A 21,429-nucleotide genomic window follows, 5' to 3' on the forward strand; every position below is an offset into this window, starting at 1 on the left:
GGAGTCTGCCCATGAGTGATGCCCACAACGCCTTGATCACCCGTTTCTACCAGGCCTTCCAGCGGCTGGATGCCGAGGCCATGGCCGCCTGCTACACCGATGACGTGGTGTTCAGTGATCCGGCGTTCGGTGAGTTGCGCGGCCAACAGGCCGGCGATATGTGGCGCATGCTCACGACCCGTGCGAAAGACTTTTCCCTGACCTTCGATAACGTGCGCAGCGACGAACGCACCGGCGGCGCCCATTGGATGGCGACGTACCTGTTCAGCCAGACCGGCAACACCGTGGTCAACGACATTCAGGCGCGTTTCGTGTTTCGCGACGGCAAGATCTGCGAGCACCATGACAACTTCGATCTGTGGCGCTGGTCGCGCCAGGCATTGGGCACCAAAGGCCTGCTGCTGGGCTGGACTCCGCTGGTGCGCAACGCCGTTCGCGCCCAGGCGTTGAAGGGGCTGAAGGCATTCCAGGCCAGTCGCTGATAAGATCGCGGCTTGTTTCCTTTCAAGCCTTGATCGCCACGTGAACACCCTCAGCGAAATCCCCGCCGACACCCCGGTGAGCAAACCCTGGTTCGTCTACCTCGTGCGCGCGGCCAATGGTTCGCTCTACTGCGGGATCAGCGACGATCCGGTGCGCCGTTTTGCCAAGCACCAAAGCGGCAAGGGCGCGCGGTTTTTCCTCTCCAGCCCGGCCATGGCATTGGTGTACACCGAGCTGTGCCGCGATAAAAGCGATGCTCTGCGCCAGGAACGGCTGATCAAAAAACTGCGCAAGAGCGCCAAGGAATGCCTGGTCGCGTCTTATCAATCTGACTGATGGGTTCCCATCAGGCAGATCTGTAGGCTGCTAACAAAATGCACGCTAAGCTGCTGGTTCACTTTCTGAGCGGCGGAGCCGAGCATGTCCGAGTTGATTCTCCATCACTACCCGACGTCCCCCTTCGCCGAAAAGGCCTGCCTGCTGCTGGGCTTCAAAGGGCTGTCGTGGCGCTCGGTGAAGATCTCGCCGGTGATGCCAAAACCCGAGCTGACGGCGCTGACCGGTGGCTACCGCAAGACGCCGGTGTTGCAGATCGGTGCCGATATTTATTGCGACACCGCATTGATCGCCCGGCGTCTGGAGCAGGAAAAAGCCTTGCCGGCGTTTTTCCCGGAAGGTCAGGAAATGATCGCCGCGAGCTTCGCTACTTGGGTAGATTCGGTGGTGTTCCAGCATGCGGTGAGCCTGGTGTTCCAGCCGGAATCGGTGGCAGTGCGCTTCGGCAAATTGCCGCCGGAAGCGATCAAGGCCTTCCTGGCTGATCGTGCCGGGTTGTTCAGCGGTGGCAGCGCGACGACGCTGTCGGCTGAACAGGCTCGGCACCAGTGGCCGACAATCATGGGACGCCTGGAATTACAGCTTCAGCGCGAGCAGGGCGATTTCCTGTTCGGCGAGCCGTCGATTGCTGACTTTTCCCTGGCCCATTGCTTGTGGTTCCTCAAGGCAACACCCGTCACTTCGCCGTTGGTTGACGCCTATCCGGCGGTGTCGGCGTGGTTCGGTCGGGTGATGGGGTTTGGTCATGGGGCGTTTAGCGAGATGACGGCTGAGGAGGCGCTGGAAGTGTCGCGCAATGCCACGCCCGCTGCGTTGCCGGATGAAGCGTTCGACGAGCCTAACGGCTTTGAGGCGGGCCAGCAGGTGGTGATTGCGGCTACTGACTACGGCGTTGACCCGGTGGCTGGTGAATTGCTGTTTGCGGGGCGTGAGGAATTGATTTTGCGCCGTGAAGACGAACGTGCGGGTGTGGTGCATGTGCACTTTCCGCGGTTCGGATTTCGGATCGAAAAACACTGAACCCTGTAGGAGCGAGGCTTGCCCGCGAAGGCGTCATCACTGGCGCTCAAAGCTTCGCGGGCAAGCCTCGCTTCTACGGGTTTTGTGTGAGGCATTGATTTACTTCAGGGCGGCGAGGATTTCATCCGGGTCATACCCGCGAATCAATGTGCCGTTGACGTCGATCAACGGTATCCCACGCCCACCCAGCGCTTCATAGGCCTTGCGCGCCTCGGCGTCCTTCTCGATATCGAATTCCTTGTACGGAATGCCTTTCTGATCGAGAAAGCGCTTGGTCAGCTTGCAGTAGCCACACCAGTCGGTGGCGTAGAGCACGACGTTGGCCTTGGCCTGCGTTTGCTCGGACACCACTTGCGCCGGGTGGATGTACCGCTCGATCTTGCCCCAGTTCTGGTAAACCACGACCACCAGCAAGATCAGCAGGAATTTCTTCAGGATGCCGTTCAGCATCAGTTGCGCCGCTTGAGCTGGTCAGTCAGTTGGGTCGGCAAGCCCTTGATGATCAGCGTGCCGGCTTCTTCGTCGTATTCGATCTTCGAGCCCAGCAGGTGCGCTTCAAAGCTGATGGACAGCCCTTCAGCGCGCCCGGTGAAGCGGCGGAACTGGTTCAGGGTGCGCTTATCCGCCGGAATCTCCGGGGACAGGCCGTAATCCTTGTTGCGGATGTGATCGTAGAAGGCTTTCGGGCGTTCTTCGTCGATCAGCTCCGAGAGTTCTTCCAGGCCCATCGGCTCGCCGAGTTTGGCTTGGCTGCTGGCGTAATCAACCAGGGTTTTGGTTTTCTCGCGGGCGGACTCTTCCGGCAAGTCTTCGCTTTCGACGAAGTCACTGAAGGCTTTGAGCAAGGTGCGGGTTTCGCCGGGGCCGTCGACGCCTTCCTGGCAGCCGATGAAGTCGCGGAAATACTCCGAAACCTTTTTGCCGTTCTTACCTTTGATAAACGAAATGTACTGCTTGGATTGCTTGTTGTTCTGCCACTCGGAAATGTTGATCCGCGCCGCCAGGTGCAACTGGCCCAGATCAAGGTGGCGGGACGCGGTGACGTCCAGCGCTTCGGTCACGGCAACGCCTTCGCTATGGTGCAACAGGGCGATGGCCAGGTAATCGGTCATGCCTTGCTGGTAGTGCGCAAACAGCACGTGGCCGCCCACCGACAGGTTCGACTCCTCCATCAGCTTTTGCAGGTGTTCCACCGCCACCCGGCTGAACGCCGTGAAATCCTTGCCGCCGTCGAGGTATTCCTTCAGCCAGCCGCTGAACGGATGCGCCCCGGACTCGGCATGGAAGAAACCCCAGGCCTTGCCTTGTTTGGCGTTGTAGCTCTCGTTGAGGTCGGCGAGCATGTTCTCGATGGCGGTGGACTCTGCAAGTTCCGAGTCGCGAGCGTGAAGAACTGCAGGTGTGCCGTCGGGTTTTTTGTCGATCAGGTGGACGATGCAATGACGGATCGGCATGGGCTTCTCGGCTGATTGAAGAGAGGAGGGCGTGCTCCCCCAAAAAGTGCCAAGTGTACCGCAAACAGGCCAGCACGCCCCCTTTGTAGGAGCTGCCGAAGGCTGCGATCTTTTGATCTTGTTTTTTAAAATCAAAGTCCAAAGATCGCAGCCTTCGGCAGCTCCTACAGGGGCGGGAAGGCAAAATCGCCGGTGCGCGATGGCCCTTATGCAGTTTTTTACCGGTTTAGAGCAATAAAGCTGACCAAATGGGTAGCAAGAGGCGGATATTTCCCCGTCTCTGTGCTAGTTTTGCCCCGTCTTACGCGAAGTCACTGCGTTAAGCGTGCATTCAGCATTTGTCAGGTCGAACCAAACCCTGATTTCGGTATCTATAACCCCGACTCGTCGCGGTTATGGCCGAGGGTGCCAGATCCAGAAGATCGGGCTCGATGGCTGACACTGCACTCTGCAATCCATATGAATTTGATAGGGAAGGAACACTACATGGCTCTTACTAAAGACCAACTGATCGCCGACATCGCTGAAGCTATCGACGCGCCAAAAACCACCGCGCGTAACGCTCTGGACCAACTGGGCCAAATCGTTGCCGATCAGCTGGAAAACGGCGGCGAAATCACTCTGCCGGGTATCGGCAAACTGAAAGTGACCGAGCGTCCTGCCCGCACTGGCCGTAACCCTTCGACTGGCGCTGCCATCGAAATCGCTGCCAAGAAAGTTATCAAGCTGGTTGTGGCCAAAGGCCTGACCGACGCTGTTAACAAGTAAGACGCAGTAAAAAAAGCCGTGCACCGGAGTGATCCGGGCACGGCTTTTTTGTGTCTGCGATTCGGCCCTTAAAACACCTCGAAACCAATGTGGGAGCGGGCTTGCTCGCGAAGGGGCCTTAACATTCAGCATCAATGTTGAATGTTAGACCGTATTCGCGAGCAAGCCCGCTCCCACAGTTGATCTGCGTCGCTAGTGACTCAGCCCTTGCGAACCCAGCGCTCGCGCCAGACTTGCTGCTCGGATTTGGTCTGGAAGGTCCAGGCAACGAAGCGACTTTGCTTCTGCCCTTGGGACATTTCCACGACCTGGCTTTCCAGGACGCCGGCCTTTTTCAGCGCGGTCTGGATCGCTGGCAGGTTCGAGGCTTTCGACACCAGCGTGCTGAACCACAGCACTTTGTGTTGGAAGCTCGCGCTTTCGGCGATCAGTTGGGTCACAAAGCGTGCTTCGCCACCTTCACACCACAATTCGGCGGATTGACCGCCAAAGTTCAGCACCGGCAGTTTGCGTTTCGGGTCGGCACGGCCCAGGGCGCGCCATTTACGCTCGCTGCCCTTGGTGGCCTCGTCCATCGACGCGTGGAACGGCGGGTTGCACATGGTCAGGTCGAAGCGTTCGCCGGGCTCGAGCAGGCCCAGCAGAATGTGCTTGGGATTGCTTTGCAGGCGCAGCTGGATGGCTTTGTTCAGCCCGTTGGACTGGACGATGGCTTTGGCGGCGGCTACGGCCGTAGGGTCAATTTCCGAACCGAGGAAGTGCCAGCGGTAGTCGCTGTAGCCGATCAGCGGATAAACGCAGTTGGCGCCCATGCCGATATCGAGCACTTTGACCGGAGCGCCACGCGGGATCTCGCCGTCGTTGACGCTGGCCAGCAGGTCGGCCAGGAAGTGCACGTAGTCGGCACGCCCCGGAACCGGTGGGCATAGGTAGTCAGCCGGGATGTCCCAGTGGGCCACGCCGTAGAACGACTTGAGCAGCGCCCGGTTGAACACCCGCACCGCGTCAGGGCTGGCGAAGTCGATGCTTTCCTTGCCATACGGGTTGAGGATCACGAACTTCGCCAGTTCCGGCGTGCTCTTGATCAGCTCCGGGAAGTCGTAACGACCCTGGTGACGGTTGCGCGGGTGCAGGCTGGCCTTCGGACGTGGTTCCACGGCGTTGGCCGGGGTGGCGGAGTCAGGCTTCTTGCGCGCAGGTTTGGGTGTGCGGGGGCGTTCATGGGCGTGGTCGATTCGGGTATGGCTGAAAGTGGCGGGTATTGTCCCACATCTAAGGGCAACGCCGTTGAAACTGTGGGAGCGAGCCTGCTCGCGAAGACGGATTGTCAGTCAAAAAATTAGCTGACTGATCCACCGCTTTCGCGAGCAGGCTCGCTCCCACAGGGGATTTGCGGTGATCTGGAATAAAAAAGGGAGGCCACAGGGCCTCCCTCCTTCATTGCGATTTAGCAGTTACAAACTGGCAATCCGCGCATGTTGCTCCGCCAACTTGCCCAAAGCCTGTTCAGCTTCGGCCAATTTGGCGCGTTCCTTGTCGATGACTTCAGCCGGGGCCTTGTCAACGAAACCAGCGTTGGACAGTTTGCCGCCCACGCGCTGGACTTCGCCCTGCAAACGCAGGATTTCCTTGTCCAGACGCGCCAGTTCGGCGTCCTTGTCGATCAGGCCGGCCATCGGCACCAGCACTTCCATCTCGCCAACCAGAGCGGTAGCGGACAGCGGTGCTTCTTCGCCAGCAGCCAACACCGTGATCGACTCCAGACGCGCCAGCTTCTTCAGCAGCGCTTCGTTCTCGGTGAGACGACGCTGGTCTTCGGCACTGACGTTTTTCAGAAACAGGTTCAGCGGCTTGCCTGGACCGATGTTCATCTCGGCGCGAATGTTGCGCGTGCCGAGCATCAGCGTCTTCAGCCACTCGATGTCATCTTCGGCGCCCTGATCGATGCGTGCTTCGTTGGCCACAGGCCAAGGTTGCAGCATGATCGTCTTGCCTTCGATACCGGCCAGCGGCGCGATGCGCTGCCAGATTTCTTCGGTGATGAATGGCATGAACGGGTGCGCCAGACGCAATGCGACTTCCAGCACACGAACCAGGGTGCGGCGGGTGCCGCGCTGGCGTTCAACCGGGGCGTTTTCGTCCCACAGCACAGGCTTGGAGAGTTCCAGGTACCAGTCGCAATACTGGTTCCAGATGAACTCGTACAAGGCTTGTGCCGCCAGGTCGAAGCGGAACTGGTCGAGTTGACGGGTCACTTCGGCTTCGGTGCGTTGCAGCTGCGAGATGATCCAGCGATCCGCCAGGGACAGTTCGTAGGCTTCGCCGTTCTGGCCGCAGTCTTCGCCCTTGTCCAGAACATAACGCGCAGCGTTCCAGATCTTGTTGCAGAAGTTGCGATAGCCTTCGACGCGGCCCATGTCGAACTTGATGTCACGACCGGTGGACGCCAGCGAGCAGAAAGTGAAGCGCAGAGCGTCGGTGCCGTAGCTGGCGATGCCGTCGGCGAACTCGTCGCGGGTCTGCTTCTCGATCTTCTTCGCCAGTTTCGGCTGCATCAGGCCGTTGATGCGTTTGTGCACCAGGTCTTCCAGCTCAATACCGTCGATGATGTCCAGCGGGTCCAGGACGTTGCCCTTGGACTTGGACATCTTCTGGCCCAGGCCATCGCGTACCAGACCGTGAACATAAACGGTCTTGAACGGAACCTGCGGCGTGCCGTCTTCGTTCTTCACCAAGTGCATGGTCATCATGATCATCCGGGCAACCCAGAAGAAAATGATGTCGAAACCGGTCACCAGCACGTCGGTGGAGTGGAATTTCTTCAGGAACTCGGTTTGCTCAGGCCAGCCGAGCGTGGAGAAGGTCCACAGGCCCGAACTGAACCAGGTGTCGAGAACGTCGTTGTCCTGCTGCAACGCAACGTCCGGGCCGAGGTTGTGCTTGGCACGTACTTCGGCTTCGTCGCGACCGACGTAGACCTTGCCCGACTCGTCGTACCAGGCCGGAATCCGGTGGCCCCACCACAGCTGACGACTGATGCACCAATCCTGGATGTCGCGCATCCACGAGAAGTACATGTTTTCGTATTGCTTTGGCACGAACTGGATGCGGCCGTCTTCAACGGCAGCAATCGCAGGCTCGGCCAATGGCTTGGTCGACACGTACCACTGGTCGGTCAGCCACGGCTCGATGATGGTGCCGGAGCGATCGCCTTTCGGCACTTTCAGGTTGTGATCGTCGACGCTGACCAGCAGGCCGGCCGCATCGAACGCAGCAACGATCTGCTTGCGCGCTTCGAAGCGGTCGAGGCCAGCGTATTCTGCCGGGATCTTGCCGTCGATGCTTTCGTTCAGCGTGCCGTCGAGGTTAAACACTTGACAGGCCGGCAGGACGGCGGCGTTCTTGTCGAAGATGTTCAGCAGCGGCAGGTTGTGGCGCTTGCCGACTTCATAGTCATTGAAGTCGTGGGCCGGGGTGATTTTCACGCAGCCGGTGCCGAATTCAGGGTCGCAGTAATCGTCGGCGATGATCGGGATGCGGCGGCCAACCAGTGGCAGCTCGACAAACTTGCCGATCAGGGCTTTATAGCGCTCATCGTTCGGGTTAACCGCGACGGCGGAGTCGCCGAGCATGGTTTCCGGGCGAGTGGTCGCGACGATCAGGTAATCGTTGCCTTCAGCAGTCTTGGCGCCGTCGGCCAGCGGGTACTTCAGGTTCCACAGGAAACCTTTCTCGTCGTGGTTTTCCACTTCGAGGTCGGAAATCGCCGTGTGCAACTTAGTGTCCCAGTTGACCAGGCGCTTGCCGCGGTAGATCAGGCCGTCTTCATGCAGGCGCACGAAGGCTTCTTTAACGGATTCCGAGAGGCCGTCATCCATGGTGAAGCGCTCACGGCTCCAGTCTACGGACGAGCCAAGGCGACGGATCTGACGGCTGATGTTGCCGCCGGATTCATCTTTCCATTCCCAGATTTTCTCAAGAAATTTCTCGCGGCCCAGGTCGTGGCGGCTCTGGCCTTTGGCTTCGAGCTGACGCTCCACCAGCATTTGCGTGGCGATACCGGCGTGGTCGGTGCCCGGCTGCCACAGGGTGTTGCGACCCTGCATGCGGCGGAAACGGATCAGGGCATCCATGATCGCGTTGTTGAAGCCGTGACCCATGTGCAGGCTGCCGGTGACGTTCGGCGGCGGGATCATGATGGTGTAGGACTCGCCCGCGCCTTGCGGGGCGAAGTAATTCTCGGACTCCCAGGTGTTGTACCAGGAAGTTTCAATGGCGTGCGGCTGGTAGGTCTTATCCATGCGCGGCGGGACCCTATTGGCATTTATTCAGGAAAAGCCGACGAGTATAGCGGGGCATGGGGCGCAGGGCGAGCGGGGCAGGGACTCTAATGTCAGGGTGAGCCTTTGTGGCGAGGGGATTCATCCCCGTTGGGCCGCGCAGCGGCCCCAAGATTTCAATCACGCTGCGCAATTACAGGATTGACGACTGCTGCGCAGCCGAACGGGGATAAATCCCCTCGCCACAGGGGATCCAGCCGGGTTATTCGTATTGGCTGAGCAGGCGTTCCAGGCGCGCATCCAGCCGACGTTTGATCTCGGTTTCAATATGCGGAGCGAAGTCGTCGATCACGTCTTGCATGATCAATTGCGCGGCGGCGCGCAGTTCGCTGTCCAGGTGCAGCAGGGCGTCGGGGCCTTTGCTGGCGGCCGCTGCCGGTTGGGCGGCAGGGGCGGGAGGCGGTTCGACGGCTTGCGGCGCGGCGCTAACGTTATCGAACAACATCGGAATCTGTTCCTGATCACCGTCATGGACCGTGTCGGTCAGCAACGGCGGTTGCAGGTTGTCATCACCGAGCAGTTGGCGGATCGACTCAAGGTCATCCAGCAGGTGCGCGGACTTTTGCTGCGGTTTTGGAGTGTCCATCGGAATGCTCAGAGTCGCTGTAAACGGTGATCTTGCAGAGGATAGCCCTGTTCGCGGTAGAAACGGAAACTCTCCCGCGCAGCCGCACGAATCGTCGGATCTTCCACCACCACTTCCGCCACTCGGGCGAATTTGTTGGCAAAGGCCGGGACTTTCAGGTCGAGATTGACCAGCAGATCCTGATGCGCACCGCAGTCATCGCCAAGTCCCAGGACAATCAAACTGTCCGGTTCGCTTTCAGCGGGACCGTGAGGTACGAAGGTTTCACCTTTGAACGTCCACAGGCGTGCATCGAGGTCGTCACGCTGGGCGGCATCGCTGCAATGCAGGTAGATGCGGTGCCCCATGCGCCAGGCTTTTTCGGTGAGCTTGCAGGCAAAGTCCAGCCGCGCTGATGGATCGGCGCTGGGCAGGATATAGAAGTCGACTTTGGTCATTGCGGTTCCTGAGCCTTGTACGGCGTCACTCGAAAGTGACGCCGTACAAGTTCATTGGTTTCAGGCTTTGGCGCGGTCCAGCAGGTATTGGGTCAGCAGAGGAACCGGACGGCCAGTGGCGCCCTTGTCCTTGCCACCGCTGGTCCACGCGGTGCCGGCGATGTCCAGGTGCGCCCAGTTCAGGTTCTTGGTGAAGCGCGACAGGAAGCAGGCCGCAGTGATGGTGCCGCCCTTCGGGCCGCCGATGTTGGCGATGTCGGCGAACGGGCTGTCCAGCTGCTCTTGATACTCATCGAACAGCGGCAGTTGCCAGGCGCGATCGTCAGCCGCTTGGCCGGCGCTCAGCAGTTGACCGATCAGTTCGTCGTTGTTGCCCAGCAGGCCCGAGGTGTGGGCGCCCAGTGCAACGACGCAAGCGCCGGTCAGGGTTGCGATGTCGATCACGGCTTGTGGCTTGAAGCGCTCGGAGTAGGTCAGTGCATCGCACAGCACCAGACGGCCTTCGGCGTCGGTGTTGAGGATTTCCACGGTCTGGCCGCTCATGGTGGTGACGATGTCGCCAGGACGCGAAGCGTTGCCGCTCGGCATATTCTCGGCGCAGGCCAGGATGCACACCAGGTTGATCGGCAGTTTCAGCTCGAGCACAGCACGCAGGGTGCCGAACACGCTGGCCGCGCCGCCCATGTCGTACTTCATCTCATCCATGCCGGCGCCCGGCTTCAGGCTGATGCCGCCGGTGTCGAACGTGATGCCCTTGCCAACCAATGCGTACGGCTTCTCGGATTTCTTGCCGCCGTTGTATTGCATGACGATCAGGCGCGGTGGCTGGGCGCTGCCCTGGCCAACGGCGTAGAACGAGCCCATGCCCAGGTCCTTGATCTTCTTCTCATCGAGGACTTCGACTTTCAGGGTTTTGAATTCTTTGCCCAGGTTCTTGGCTTGTTCACCAAGGAACGTCGGGTGGCAGATGTTCGGCGGCAGGTTGCCCAGGTCGCGGGTGAATGCCATGCCGTTGGCGATAGCGGTGGCGTGGGCCACGGCGCGCTCGACTTCAGCCTGGGCAGCCTTGATGGTCACCAGGGTGATTTTCTTCAGGGCGCGAGGTTCGGCTTTCTGGCTCTTGAACTGGTCGAAGGTGTATTCGCCGTCCACCAGGGTCTCGGCCAGCAGGCGGGTCTTGCCGTAGCTATCGCGGCCCTTGACCACCACTTCATCCAGCGCCAGCACAGCGTCAGTGCCGCCCAGGCCTTTCAGGGTGTTGAGGACGCCGGCGATGATTTTGCGGAATGGACGGTCGCCCAGTTCTTCATCCTTGCCCACGCCAACCAGCAGCACGCGCTCGGCTTTGAGGTTTGGCAGGCTGTGCAGCAACAGGCTCTGGCCGACTTTGCCGGCCAGGTCGCCGCGCTTCAAAACGACGCTGATGGCGCCGCCAGTCAGTTCGTCGAGTTGTTTGGCGACGGCGCCGAGCTTGCGGTTTTCGCCGACGGCGACCACCAGAGTGGCGGTTTTCAACGTTTCTGGGCTAACGCTTTTTACAACCAGTTCCATGTCCGGGTCCCTGAATTAATGGTCAACACGCAGCGTTCGGCAGTGTGCACAAACGCCTGCTTATATAGATAGAAAGACGCAGGTCACGGCCCGCGACAAAGGCCGCAGTTTGAACCCCGCTACCGGCGCCTGACAACCCTCGGTTGTACGATCTTCGGTGCTTTGACCACCTGCTTGAGCATGCGCAGTGACAGGCGCACCCAATCACAGGATAATGCGCCATCTTTTTCGGTGGCTCTGCCCTGCGGGCCACCCGATACGTTTGCTTGTTTGGCCGCCTTAGCCTGACAACCCTGGAGTGTCTGGTTTGATTGTCTTCCGTTATCTATCCCGCGAAGTCCTGTTGACCTTGAGCGCCGTCAGCGCCGTGCTGCTGGTCATCATCATGAGCGGTCGCTTCATTAAATACCTCGCGCAGGCGGCTTCGGGCCAATTGGACCCGAGTTCACTGTTCCTGATCATGGGCTTTCGCCTGCCGGGCTTCTTGCAGCTGATCCTGCCATTGGGTCTGTTCCTGGGCATTCTGCTGTCGTATGGCCGGCTGTACCTGGAAAGCGAAATGACCGTGCTGTCGGCCACCGGCATGAGCCAGCAGCGTCTGCTTCGCATCACCCTGTTTCCCGCCACCCTGGTGGCGCTGGTCGTGGCCTGGCTGAGCCTGAGCCTGGCACCGCAAGGGGCTAATCAGTTCCAGTTGTTGCTGAACAAGCAGGACGCCCTGACCGAGTTCGATACCCTTGAACCGGGTCGCTTCCAGGCCTTGCGTGACGGTACGCGGGTGACCTACACCGAGCAGCTGTCGGCGGATCGCGTCAATCTGGCCGGCGTGTTCATTTCGCAGAAGAATATTTCCTCCGACCAAAAGGACCGCGGGATTTCCGTGCTGGTGGCCGAGAAGGGTCGTCAGGAAATCCGTCCCGATGGCAACCGCTACCTGATTCTCGACAACGGCTATCGCTACGACGGTAATCCGGGGCAGGCCGACTACCGGGCCATCAAATATGACGAGTACGGCGTTTTGCTGGCCAAGCCGGACGTCAGCGACGAAGTCACGGACCGTGATGCAATGACCACCAACTCCTTGCTGGCCAGTGACGATGTGCGTTCGCGCGCCGAGCTGGAGTGGCGCCTGTCCTTGCCATTGCTGGTGTTTATCGTGACCCTCATGGCTGTTCCGTTGTCGCGGGTCAATCCGCGCCAGGGCCGATTCCTCAAGCTGCTGCCGGCGATTCTTCTATATATGGCTTACCTGACCATCCTGATTGCCGCGCGCGGTGCCCTCGAGAAGGGCAAGATCCCGACAGCACTTGGCCTGTGGTGGGTGCATGCGATCTTCCTGGTCATCGGTCTGGGGTTGCTCTACTGGGAGCCCATGCGCTTGAAGATGGCGAGTCGCCGCGCTGCGCTGGAGGTGGCTCGTGGTTAAGCTCGATCGCTACATTGGTGGCAGCGTTCTCATGGCGATCCTGGCGGTGCTGGGGATCATTCTCGGTCTGGCGACGCTGTTCGCCTTCATCGATGAAATGAGTGACGCCAGCGATACCTACACCTTGATGGATGTCTTGAGCTACGTGCTGCTCACGGCGCCGCGACGTCTTTACGACATGTTGCCGATGGCGGCGCTGATCGGTTGCCTGATTGGTCTCGGCAGCCTGGCCAGCAACAGCGAACTGACCATCATGCGCGCCGCCGGTGTATCCATCGGTCGGATCGTCTGGGCGGTGATGAAGCCGATGCTGGTCCTGATGATCGTGGGTGTGTTGATCGGCGAATACGTGGCGCCCGCCACCGAGAATGTCGCTCAGGCCAATCGCTCCCTGGCACAGGGCAGTGGTGATGCACAAAGTGCAAAGCACGGTTTGTGGCATCGCCAGGGTGATGAGTTCATTCACATCAACTCCGTGCAGCCCAATGGGGTGCTGTATGGCGTGACTCGTTATCGCTTCGACAAAGAGCGTCACATGTTGTCGGCCAGCTTCTCCAAGCGTGCGGAGTTCGACAAGGATCACTGGACGTTGAGCGACGTCACTACCACGCTGTTCCATGAACAGGAAAAGCGCACTGAAGTGGTGAGCGCCCCGGTCGAACGCTGGGATGTGGCCTTGAGCCCGCAATTGCTCAATACCGTGGTAATGACCCCTGAGACGCTGTCGATCAGCGGTTTGTGGAGTTACATCCACTATCTGGCTGACCAGGGCCTGAACAATGGCCGTTACTGGCTGGCATTTTGGGTCAAGGTATTGCAGCCGTTGGTCACTGCCGCGCTGGTGCTGATGGCCATTTCCTTCATCTTTGGTCCGCTGCGTTCGGTGACCCTGGGTCAGCGGGTGTTTACCGGCGTACTGGTCGGCTTCACCTTCCGCATCGTTCAGGATTTGCTCGGGCCTTCGAGCCTGGTGTTCGGTTTCTCGCCGCTATTTGCGGTGCTGGTGCCGGCCACTGTCTGTGCCTTGGCCGGGGTCCTGTTGTTGCGTCGGGCCGGGTGATTCCGGGTCTTTCCTGACTTTTCCGGTTGCTCGAAACGCCCTTGTCGCAAGACCGGGGCGTTTTTGTATTCTCCGTCTGACCTGCGAACGTGACGCTTGCGCCGTGGATCAGGTACAATTCCCGGCTATTTTTCGGCGGGCTATGCCTGCAGCCTTTTTGAGTGTTGATCCGTGAGTGATTTGAGTCATATCCGCAATTTCTCCATCATCGCCCACATTGACCATGGCAAGTCGACGCTGGCCGATCGCTTCATCCAGATGTGCGGCGGCCTTGCCGAGCGCGAAATGGAAGCCCAGGTTCTGGACTCCATGGACTTGGAACGTGAACGCGGGATCACCATCAAGGCCCACAGCGTTACCCTTTATTACACCGCCAAAGATGGCATCAAGTACCAGCTGAACTTCATTGACACCCCGGGCCACGTCGACTTCACCTATGAAGTCAGCCGGTCGCTGGCAGCGTGTGAAGGTGCATTGCTGGTGGTCGATGCCGGTCAGGGCGTCGAAGCGCAGTCGGTTGCCAACTGCTACACGGCGATCGAGCAGGGCCTGGAAGTCATGCCGGTCCTGAACAAGATCGACCTGCCACAGGCCGATCCGGACCGCGTCAAAGAAGAAATCGAAAAAATCATCGGCATCGATGCCACCGATGCGGTCGAGTGCAGCGCCAAGACTGGCCTGGGCGTCGACGAGGTGCTCGAGCGTCTGGTCAAGACCATTCCTGCGCCAACCGGCAACTACGAAGATCCGCTGCAAGCGTTGATCATCGACTCCTGGTTCGACAACTACTTGGGCGTTGTCTCCCTGGTTCGCGTGCGCCACGGCCGTGTGAAGAAAGGCGACAAGATCCTCGTCAAATCCACCGGCAAGATCCACCTGGTGGACAGCGTCGGTGTCTTCAACCCGAAACACACCGCCACTGTCGACCTGAAGGCCGGCGAAGTGGGCTTCATCATCGCCGGTATCAAGGACATTCACGGTGCGCCGGTCGGTGACACCCTGACCTTGAACACCACCCCCGACGTTGACGTGCTGCCCGGCTTCAAACGCATTCAGCCGCAGGTTTACGCCGGCCTGTTCCCGGTCAGCTCCGACGACTTCGAAGATTTCCGTGAAGCCCTGCAAAAGCTCACGCTCAACGACTCGTCCCTGCAGTACACCCCGGAAAGCTCCGACGCTCTGGGCTTCGGCTTCCGTTGCGGGTTCCTCGGCATGCTGCACATGGAAATCATCCAGGAGCGCCTTGAGCGCGAGTACGACCTGGACCTGATCACCACGGCGCCGACGGTTATTTTCGAGCTGTTGCTGAAAACCGGTGAAACGATTTACGTCGACAACCCGTCCAAGCTCCCGGACGTGTCTTCGATCGAAGACATGCGTGAGCCGATCGTGCGGGCCAATATTCTTGTACCGCAAGAGCACCTGGGCAACGTCATTACCCTGTGCATCGAGAAGCGTGGCGTGCAGCACGACATGCTGTTCCTCGGGACCCAGGTCCAGGTGACCTACGATATTCCGATGAACGAAGTGGTCCTGGACTTCTTTGACCGTCTGAAATCCACCAGTCGCGGCTATGCTTCGCTGGATTACCATTTCGATCGTTACCAATCGGCTAGTCTGGTGAAGCTGGATGTGCTGATCAACGGTGACAAGGTCGACGCCCTGGCGTTGATCGTGCACCGAGATAACGCGCACTACAAAGGTCGCCAGTTGACCGAGAAGATGAAAGAACTGATTCCGCGCCAGATGTTCGACGTCGCGATCCAGGCCGCCATTGGCGGGCAGATCATTGCGCGAACCTCCGTCAAGGCACTCAGAAAGAACGTATTGGCCAAATGCTACGGTGGTGACGTTAGCCGTAAGCGCAAGCTGTTGGAAAAGCAGAAGGCCGGTAAAAAACGCATGAAGCAAGTCGGTAACGTGGAAATTCCACAAGAAGCCTTCCTTGCAGTGCTCAGGTTGGATAGTTAGGTCCTATGTCACTAAATTTCCCGCTGTTGCTGGTCATCGCCGTATTCGTTTGCGGCCTGTTGGCGTTGCTCGATCTGGTTTTCCTGGCACCGCGTCGGCGTGCTGCCATTGCCTCCTATCAGGGCAGCGTCAGCCAGCCCGATGTGGTGGTGGTCGAGAAACTGAACAAAGAGCCGCTGCTGGTCGAATACGGCAAGTCGTTCTTCCCGGTGTTGTTCATCGTGCTGGTGCTGCGTTCGTTCCTGGTGGAACCGTTCCAGATTCCTTCCGGCTCGATGAAACCGACCCTGGACGTTGGCGACTTCATTCTGGTGAACAAGTTTTCTTACGGGATCCGCCTGCCGGTGATCGACCAGAAAGTCATCGAAGTCGGTGATCCACAGCGTGGCGATGTGATGGTGTTCCGCTATCCAAGCGATCCGAACGTCAACTACATCAAGCGTGTCGTCGGCTTGCCGGGTGACCAGATTCGCTACACCGCTGACAAGCGTCTGTTCGTCAATGGCGAATCGATCGCCGAGCAGCTGGTCGGCTCCGAGCCGGGCACGTTGGGCAGCGCTGAGCTCTACAAGGAAAAACTCGGCGCAGCCGAGCACTTGATCCGCAAGGAAATGAGCCGTTACCGCGCAACGCCGGACCATACCTGGACCGTGCCTGCCGGGCACTACTTCATGATGGGCGACAACCGCGACAACTCGAACGACAGTCGCTATTGGGATGATCCGACTATTCCCAAGGATCTGCTGGGCATGGTTCCCGACAAGAATATCGTCGGCAAGGCCTTCGCAGTCTGGATGAGCTGGCCGGAACCCAAACTCAGTCACCTGCCGAATTTCTCGCGGGTTGGCCTGATCAAGTAATCACCCACGGCGCTGTTGAACACAGCGCCGAATGCATTTCTGGATCCGACACAATCGACCACGAAAGCATGAAGCCAACGATATTCAGGACGTTATTTTTGAACACAGCGTTAATTGTCCCAAGCCTGCGCCGCATCACGGCGATGGCGGTGGAAACCAGCCACGAACTCAGCGTGGGTAAACCGTGAGCGTCTCCTTAAGCCGTCTAGAGCGTCAGCTCGGCTACACCTTCAAGGATCAGGAACTGATGATCCTGGCCCTGACTCACCGCAGCTTTGCCGGGCGCAACAACGAACGCCTGGAATTCCTCGGTGATGCCATCCTTAACTTCGTCGCTGGCGAGGCGCTGTTCGATCGCTTCCCGCTGGCCCGCGAAGGCCAGTTGTCGCGTTTACGCGCACGCCTGGTGAAAGGTGAGACCCTGGCCGTATTGGCCCGTGGTTTCGATCTGGGCGACTACCTGCGTCTGGGTTCCGGCGAATTGAAGAGCGGCGGTTTCCGTCGCGAGTCGATTCTGGCCGATGCCCTGGAAGCGCTGATTGGTGCGATCTACCTCGACGCCGGCATGGACATGGCGCGCGAACGCGTGCTGGCCTGGCTGGCCGGGGAGTTCGAGGGCCTGACCCTGGTCGACACCAACAAAGATCCAAAAACCCGCCTGCAGGAATTCCTGCAGTCGCGCGGTTGTGAGCTGCCACGTTATGAAGTGGTGGATATCCAGGGTGAGCCGCATTGCCGAGTCTTCTTCGTCGAATGCGAAATCACCTTACTGAATGAAAAAAGCCGAGGTCAGGGTGTGAGTCGTCGTATTGCCGAACAGGTAGCGGCCGCCGCAGCACTGATTGCCCTGGGCGTGGAGAATGGCCATGACTGATTCAACTGCAACTCGCTGTGGCTATGTCGCCATCGTCGGCCGTCCTAACGTGGGCAAGTCCACGCTGCTGAACCACATTCTGGGTCAGAAGCTGGCGATCACCTCGCGCAAGCCGCAAACCACCCGTCACAACATGCTGGGCATCAAGACTGAAGGCGCCATTCAGGCGGTTTACGTCGATACCCCGGGCATGCACAAAGGTGGCGAGAAGGCCCTGAACCGCTACATGAACAAGACCGCTTCAGCGGCGTTGAAAGACGTCGACGTGGTGATCTTCGTGGTTGACCGCACCAAGTGGACCGACGAAGACCAAATGGTCCTCGAGCGCGTCCAGTACGTGACCGGCCCGCTGATCGTGGCGCTGAACAAGACCGACCGCATCGAAGACAAAGCCGAGCTGATGCCGCACCTGAGCTGGTTGCAGGAACAGCTGCCGAACGCGCAGATCATGCCGATCTCGGCCCAGCACGGGCACAACCTCGAAGCGCTGGAGCGAGTGATCGCTGGCTACCTGCCGGAAAACGAGCACTTCTTCCCGGAAGACCAGATCACCGACCGCAGCAGCCGTTTCCTCGCCGCTGAACTGGTGCGTGAAAAAATCATGCGCCAGATGGGCGCCGAGCTACCGTACCAGATCACCGTCGAAATCGAAGAGTTCAAGCAGCAGGGCAAAACCCTGCACATCCACGCCTTGATCCTCGTCGAGCGCGATGGCCAGAAGAAGATCATCATTGGCGACAAGGGCGAGCGCATCAAGCGCATCGGCACCGAGGCGCGCAAGGACATGGAGCTGCTGTTCGACTCCAAGATCATGCTCAACCTCTGGGTGAAAGTGAAAGGCGGCTGGTCCGACGACGAACGCGCCCTGCGTTCGCTGGGTTATGGCGACCTGTAACACCCAGATTTCTGCTACACCGATGAACCCCTGTGGGAGCGAGCTTGCTCGCGATGAGGCCCTGAAATTCAACATCCGTGTTGACTGACAGACCGCAATCGCGAGCAAGCTCGCTCCCACATTGGTTTCTGGTTGTTCATAAGATCGCGTTCCACTATTGAGAACCCTGACTTCCATGTCCCAAACCCCACCCATCGGCCAACTCGCCTACGTGCTCCACTCCCGCGCCTACCGCGAAAGCAGTGCGCTGGTGGATTTCCTCACGCCGCAAGGTCGGCTGCGGGCGGTGTTGCGCAGTGCGCGGGGCAAGGCTGGAACCTTGGCGCGGCCATTCGTGCCGCTGGAAGTCGAGTTTCGCGGGCGCGGTGAGCTGAAGAATGTCGGGCGCATGGAAAGTGCGGGTACTTCGACATGGCTCATCGGTGAGGCGCTGTTCAGCGGTCTTTACCTCAACGAACTGCTGATTCGCCTGTTGCCGTCAGAAGATCCCCATCCCGGGGTGTTCGATCACTACGCCGCGACCCTGATCGCCTTGGCCGAAGGCCGTCCGCTGGAGCCGTTGCTGCGCTCCTTCGAATGGCGACTGCTGGACGATCTCGGGTACGGCTTTGCGCTGAACACCGACATCCACGGCGAGCCTATCGCGCCGGATGGGCTCTACCGTTTGCAGGTGGATGCGGGTCTGGAGCGGGTCTACCTGCTGCAACCCGGGCTGTTCAACGGCACTGAATTATTGGCCATGGCCGAAGCCGACTGGTCTGCGCCCGGTGCGTTGTCTGCTGCCAAGCGTTTGATGCGCCAAGCGTTGGCCGTGCATCTCGGCGGTCGTCCTCTCGTTAGTCGCGAGTTGTTTCGCAAGCCCTGATCACCCCGTATGCTGTGCACCGAACTTTCCCCTCTTCAGGAGCGCTTCCGTGACCACCAGCAATCGCATTCTTCTTGGCGTGAACATCGACCACGTTGCCACCCTGCGTCAGGCCCGGGGCACGCGTTACCCGGATCCGGTCAAGGCAGCACTGGACGCGGAAGAGGCGGGCGCCGATGGCATCACTGTGCACCTGCGCGAAGACCGCCGGCACATCCAGGAGCGCGACGTGCTGTTGCTCAAGGACGTGCTGCAAACCCGCATGAATTTCGAAATGGGCGTCACCGAAGAAATGATGGCGTTCGCCGAGCGCATCCGCCCGGCGCACATTTGCCTGGTGCCGGAAACCCGTCAGGAGCTGACCACCGAGGGTGGCCTGGACGTGGCTGGGCAGGAAGCGCGGATCAAGGCTGCCGTGGAGCGCCTGTCGAAGATCGGTTGCGAAGTGTCGCTGTTCATTGATGCTGACGAGCGGCAGATCGAGGCATCCCGTCGTGTCGGTGCGCCGGCCATCGAGTTGCACACCGGCCGTTACGCCGATGCCGAGACGCCGACTGACGTGGCTGAAGAGCTGAAGCGCGTGGCGGATGGCGTGGCGTTTGGTTTGACTCAAGGGTTGATCGTCAACGCCGGTCACGGCTTGCACTATCACAACGTCGAAGCGGTAGCGGCGATCAAAGGCATCAACGAACTGAACATCGGCCATGCGCTGGTGGCACATGCGTTGTTCGTCGGGTTCAAGTCGGCCGTGTCTGAAATGAAAGCGCTGATCCTGGCCGCCGCTGCAAAAGCTTAAGCATCAACGCATAACCCCTGTGGGAGCGAGCTTGCTCGCGATTAGGCCCTAACATTCAGCAGAGATGTTGACTGGCAGGCCGCCATCGCGAGCAAGCTCGCTCCCACATTTGATTGGTGGTGACTGTTAAAGCGGCGGGTTTTCCTGACTTGGCTTGGTCTTGTCGATTCCCGGCACATGCAGGTTGCCTTCGGCCACTTGATCGCCTTCAAGCTGCGGCTGCGTGACCCACGTCAGGATGTCGTAGTAGCGACGGATGTTCGCCACGAAGTGCACGGGTTCGCCGCCCCGGGCGTAGCCGTAGCGGGTTTTGCTGTACCACTTCTTCTCGGACAGGCGCGGCAGGATTTTCTTCACGTCCAGCCACCTGTTGGGGTCGAGCCCTTCCTTGGCCGTCAACTTGCGTGCGTCATCCAGGTGACCACTGCCGACGTTGTAGGCCGCCAGCGCAAACCAGGTGCGATCCGGTTCCTTGATCGAGTCGTCCAACTGATCCTTCATGTAGGCCAGGTACTTCGCGCCGCCCATGATGCTCTGCTTGGGGTCGAGGCGATTGGACACGCCCATGGCTTGCGCGGTGTTCTGGGTCAGCATCATCAGGCCGCGCACGCCGGTCTTGGACGTGACTGCCGCTTGCCATAGCGATTCCTGATAACCAATTGCCGCCAGCAGGCGCCAGTCAACTTTCTCTTTCTTGGCGTAGGCCTTGAAGTGCTGTTCGTATTTCGGCAGCCGCTGCTGCAAGTGCTGGGCGAAGGTGGTGGCGCCCATGTAGCCGAGGACGTCGACGTGGCCGTAGTAACGGTCTTTCAGGCGTTGCAGGGTGCCGTTCTTCTGCACCTTGTCGAGGTAGGCATTGATCTCGTTGAGCAGGCTGTTGTCTTCGCCGGCGGCCACGGCCCAGCTCTGGTTACTGGCATCGCCGAGGTCGAAGGCGACCTGGATGTTGGGGAAGTAGACCTGGTTCATCGCCACTTCGTTGGAATCGACCAGAGTCAGGTCGATCTGACCTTCATCCACCATCCGCAACAGGTCGACGACTTCAACCGCGTCGGACTCTTCGTATTCAATGCCGGGGTATTTCTTTTTCAGCTCGGCCAATTGCTCGGCGTGGGTGCTGCCCTTGAGCACCATGATCTTCTTGCCGACCAGATCGCGGGCCTCCGTCGGCCGTGACTGGCCGTTGCGGTAGATGACCTGTGGGGTGACTTCCAGGTAGGAGTGGGAAAAACGGACCTGCTTTTTGCGTTCCTCGCTGCTGACCAGGCCGGCAGCAGCCAGCACCGGGCCGTTAGGCTTGCCCACCTGATTGAACAGGTCGTCGAGGTTGTCCGCGGTTTCGATTTTGAGCTTGACCCCCAGATCTTCGGCAAAGCGCTTCACCAGCTCGTATTCGAAGCCGGTTTCGCCGTTACGATCCTGGAAGTAGGTGGCGGGGCTGTTTCGGGTGATCACCCGCAGCACGCCATCCTCCTTTACGCGCTCAAGCGTGTTGGGTTTATCAACACAGCCACTGAGCATCAGGAAGAGTCCGGTTGCGATCAGCCATTTGGCGTACCGCGGACGCAAAGCCGTTGGGGAAAACATCTGCGCAGTATACGCAAAGGACCGCGAGCGCCATATCTCGACAGCGAAGGGCTTGTCTGCTAGGCAACCAAAAACCTGTCTGGAGCCCGCAGGAATGGGCTCGAGCGGAAATTTATGACA

At 59.5% G+C, this 21,429-nt stretch carries 20 protein-coding genes; 12 read left to right on the plus strand and 8 right to left on the minus strand.

The genetic code is table 11. The annotated features are described in order from the left end of the window. The first annotated feature begins 11 nt into the window (after positions 1-11). The 3 genes from JFT87_RS09880 to JFT87_RS09890 all read left to right on the plus strand — a co-directional run bounded on the left by JFT87_RS09880 (position 12) and on the right by JFT87_RS09890 (position 1,839). Positions 12-482, plus strand: a complete 471-nt coding sequence (locus JFT87_RS09880; protein ID WP_201200828.1) for a nuclear transport factor 2 family protein — start codon at positions 12-14, stop codon at positions 480-482. 40 nt (positions 483-522) lie between these two features. After that, on the plus strand, positions 523-819 hold the full coding sequence (locus JFT87_RS09885) for a GIY-YIG nuclease family protein (RefSeq protein WP_201200829.1): 297 nt from the start codon (positions 523-525) through the stop codon (positions 817-819). An 84-nt stretch (positions 820-903) separates the two neighbouring features. After that, positions 904-1,839 carry a glutathione S-transferase family protein gene (locus tag JFT87_RS09890; RefSeq protein ID WP_201200830.1) on the plus strand — a complete coding sequence of 312 codons (936 nt, stop codon included), beginning with the start codon at positions 904-906 and terminating at the stop codon, positions 1,837-1,839. Positions 1,840-1,938: 99 nt separating this feature from the next. Here JFT87_RS09890 and JFT87_RS09895 read toward each other — a convergent pair whose 3' ends face one another. Both JFT87_RS09895 and yejK read right to left on the minus strand, forming a co-directional pair. Continuing rightward, positions 1,939-2,289: a glutaredoxin family protein gene (locus JFT87_RS09895; RefSeq protein WP_201200831.1), complete on the minus strand. Its 351-nt coding sequence runs from the start codon at positions 2,287-2,289 to the stop codon at positions 1,939-1,941. Continuing rightward, positions 2,289-3,293, minus strand: a complete 1,005-nt coding sequence (gene yejK / locus JFT87_RS09900; protein WP_201200832.1) for a nucleoid-associated protein YejK — start codon at positions 3,291-3,293, stop codon at positions 2,289-2,291. Before yejK ends, JFT87_RS09895 begins: the two co-directional genes overlap by 1 nt. A gap of 486 nt (positions 3,294-3,779) precedes the next feature. On the opposite strand from yejK, the gene JFT87_RS09905 reads away from it, so the two are divergent. Then, positions 3,780-4,061, plus strand: a complete 282-nt coding sequence (locus JFT87_RS09905; protein ID WP_007905514.1) for an HU family DNA-binding protein — start codon at positions 3,780-3,782, stop codon at positions 4,059-4,061. A 200-nt stretch (positions 4,062-4,261) separates the two neighbouring features. On the opposite strand, the gene rlmF is transcribed toward JFT87_RS09905, so the two are convergent. The 5 genes from rlmF to JFT87_RS09930 all read right to left on the minus strand — a co-directional run bounded on the left by rlmF (position 4,262) and on the right by JFT87_RS09930 (position 10,975). Next, complete coding sequence (rlmF, locus tag JFT87_RS09910) at positions 4,262-5,296, minus strand: 23S rRNA (adenine(1618)-N(6))-methyltransferase RlmF (protein ID WP_201205144.1); 1,035 nt, start codon at positions 5,294-5,296, stop codon at positions 4,262-4,264. 219 nt (positions 5,297-5,515) lie between these two features. Beyond that, positions 5,516-8,362, minus strand: a complete 2,847-nt coding sequence (locus JFT87_RS09915) for a valine--tRNA ligase (RefSeq protein ID WP_201200839.1) — start codon at positions 8,360-8,362, stop codon at positions 5,516-5,518. Positions 8,363-8,603: 241 nt separating this feature from the next. Further along, entirely contained in the window at positions 8,604-8,987 is a 384-nt protein-coding gene (locus JFT87_RS09920) for a DNA polymerase III subunit chi (RefSeq protein ID WP_201200841.1), read from the minus strand. A gap of 8 nt (positions 8,988-8,995) precedes the next feature. After that, positions 8,996-9,424: a DNA polymerase III subunit chi gene (locus tag JFT87_RS09925; protein ID WP_201200843.1), complete on the minus strand. Its 429-nt coding sequence runs from the start codon at positions 9,422-9,424 to the stop codon at positions 8,996-8,998. Positions 9,425-9,484: 60 nt separating this feature from the next. Next, the gene (locus JFT87_RS09930) at positions 9,485-10,975 is read right to left on the minus strand and encodes a leucyl aminopeptidase (RefSeq protein ID WP_201200845.1); all 1,491 of its coding nucleotides are present in this window, start codon (positions 10,973-10,975) and stop codon (positions 9,485-9,487) included. A gap of 307 nt (positions 10,976-11,282) precedes the next feature. Here JFT87_RS09930 and lptF point away from each other — a divergent pair, with 307 nt between their 5' ends. The 8 genes from lptF (at position 11,283) to pdxJ (ending at position 19,722) form a co-directional block, all read left to right on the plus strand. After that, positions 11,283-12,401, plus strand: a complete 1,119-nt coding sequence (gene lptF / locus JFT87_RS09935; protein ID WP_201200847.1) for an LPS export ABC transporter permease LptF — start codon at positions 11,283-11,285, stop codon at positions 12,399-12,401. Further along, entirely contained in the window at positions 12,394-13,461 is a 1,068-nt protein-coding gene (lptG, locus tag JFT87_RS09940; protein ID WP_201200849.1) for an LPS export ABC transporter permease LptG, read from the plus strand. The genes lptF and lptG overlap by 8 nt, the downstream gene beginning before the upstream one ends. A gap of 171 nt (positions 13,462-13,632) precedes the next feature. Further along, positions 13,633-15,432 carry a translation elongation factor 4 gene (gene lepA / locus JFT87_RS09945; protein ID WP_201200850.1) on the plus strand — a complete coding sequence of 600 codons (1,800 nt, stop codon included), beginning with the start codon at positions 13,633-13,635 and terminating at the stop codon, positions 15,430-15,432. A 5-nt stretch (positions 15,433-15,437) separates the two neighbouring features. Next, positions 15,438-16,292, plus strand: a complete 855-nt coding sequence (gene lepB / locus JFT87_RS09950; protein ID WP_201200851.1) for a signal peptidase I — start codon at positions 15,438-15,440, stop codon at positions 16,290-16,292. A 184-nt stretch (positions 16,293-16,476) separates the two neighbouring features. Further along, positions 16,477-17,166 carry a ribonuclease III gene (rnc, locus tag JFT87_RS09955; RefSeq protein WP_201200852.1) on the plus strand — a complete coding sequence of 230 codons (690 nt, stop codon included), beginning with the start codon at positions 16,477-16,479 and terminating at the stop codon, positions 17,164-17,166. Continuing rightward, positions 17,159-18,061 carry a GTPase Era gene (era, locus tag JFT87_RS09960; protein ID WP_123405550.1) on the plus strand — a complete coding sequence of 301 codons (903 nt, stop codon included), beginning with the start codon at positions 17,159-17,161 and terminating at the stop codon, positions 18,059-18,061. The genes rnc and era overlap by 8 nt, the downstream gene beginning before the upstream one ends. 175 nt (positions 18,062-18,236) lie before the next feature. Continuing rightward, positions 18,237-18,926 carry a DNA repair protein RecO gene (recO, locus tag JFT87_RS09965; RefSeq protein ID WP_201200853.1) on the plus strand — a complete coding sequence of 230 codons (690 nt, stop codon included), beginning with the start codon at positions 18,237-18,239 and terminating at the stop codon, positions 18,924-18,926. A gap of 49 nt (positions 18,927-18,975) precedes the next feature. Continuing rightward, positions 18,976-19,722 (plus strand): pyridoxine 5'-phosphate synthase, encoded by a 747-nt coding sequence (gene pdxJ, locus JFT87_RS09970; protein WP_201200854.1) that lies wholly within the window; start codon positions 18,976-18,978, stop codon positions 19,720-19,722. 126 nt (positions 19,723-19,848) lie between these two features. Here pdxJ and mltF read toward each other — a convergent pair whose 3' ends face one another. Continuing rightward, complete coding sequence (gene mltF / locus JFT87_RS09975; RefSeq protein WP_201200855.1) at positions 19,849-21,309, minus strand: membrane-bound lytic murein transglycosylase MltF; 1,461 nt, start codon at positions 21,307-21,309, stop codon at positions 19,849-19,851. Positions 21,310-21,429: the final 120 nt, after the last annotated feature.

It is taken from the genome of Pseudomonas sp. TH15 (genome assembly GCF_016651105.1).
Taxonomy (GTDB): domain Bacteria; phylum Pseudomonadota; class Gammaproteobacteria; order Pseudomonadales; family Pseudomonadaceae; genus Aquipseudomonas.

Excerpts from the sequence above, each read along its gene's own strand:
- JFT87_RS09880 (WP_201200828.1), top strand. The coding sequence starts at position 12 with ATGAGTGATGCCCACAACGCCTTGATCACCCGTTTCTACCAGGCCTTC.
- JFT87_RS09890 (WP_201200830.1), top strand. The coding sequence starts at position 904 with ATGTCCGAGTTGATTCTCCATCACTACCCGACGTCCCCCTTCGCCGAA.
- JFT87_RS09895 (WP_201200831.1), bottom strand. The coding sequence starts at position 2,289 with ATGCTGAACGGCATCCTGAAGAAATTCCTGCTGATCTTGCTGGTGGTC.
- yejK (WP_201200832.1), bottom strand. The coding sequence starts at position 3,293 with ATGCCGATCCGTCATTGCATCGTCCACCTGATCGACAAAAAACCCGAC.
- JFT87_RS09905 (WP_007905514.1), top strand. The coding sequence starts at position 3,780 with ATGGCTCTTACTAAAGACCAACTGATCGCCGACATCGCTGAAGCTATC.
- JFT87_RS09915 (WP_201200839.1), bottom strand. The coding sequence starts at position 8,362 with ATGGATAAGACCTACCAGCCGCACGCCATTGAAACTTCCTGGTACAAC.
- JFT87_RS09920 (WP_201200841.1), bottom strand. The coding sequence starts at position 8,987 with ATGGACACTCCAAAACCGCAGCAAAAGTCCGCGCACCTGCTGGATGAC.
- JFT87_RS09925 (WP_201200843.1), bottom strand. The coding sequence starts at position 9,424 with ATGACCAAAGTCGACTTCTATATCCTGCCCAGCGCCGATCCATCAGCG.
- JFT87_RS09930 (WP_201200845.1), bottom strand. The coding sequence starts at position 10,975 with ATGGAACTGGTTGTAAAAAGCGTTAGCCCAGAAACGTTGAAAACCGCC.
- lepB (WP_201200851.1), top strand. The coding sequence starts at position 15,438 with ATGTCACTAAATTTCCCGCTGTTGCTGGTCATCGCCGTATTCGTTTGC.
- era (WP_123405550.1), top strand. The coding sequence starts at position 17,159 with ATGACTGATTCAACTGCAACTCGCTGTGGCTATGTCGCCATCGTCGGC.
- recO (WP_201200853.1), top strand. The coding sequence starts at position 18,237 with ATGTCCCAAACCCCACCCATCGGCCAACTCGCCTACGTGCTCCACTCC.
- mltF (WP_201200855.1), bottom strand. The coding sequence starts at position 21,309 with ATGTTTTCCCCAACGGCTTTGCGTCCGCGGTACGCCAAATGGCTGATC.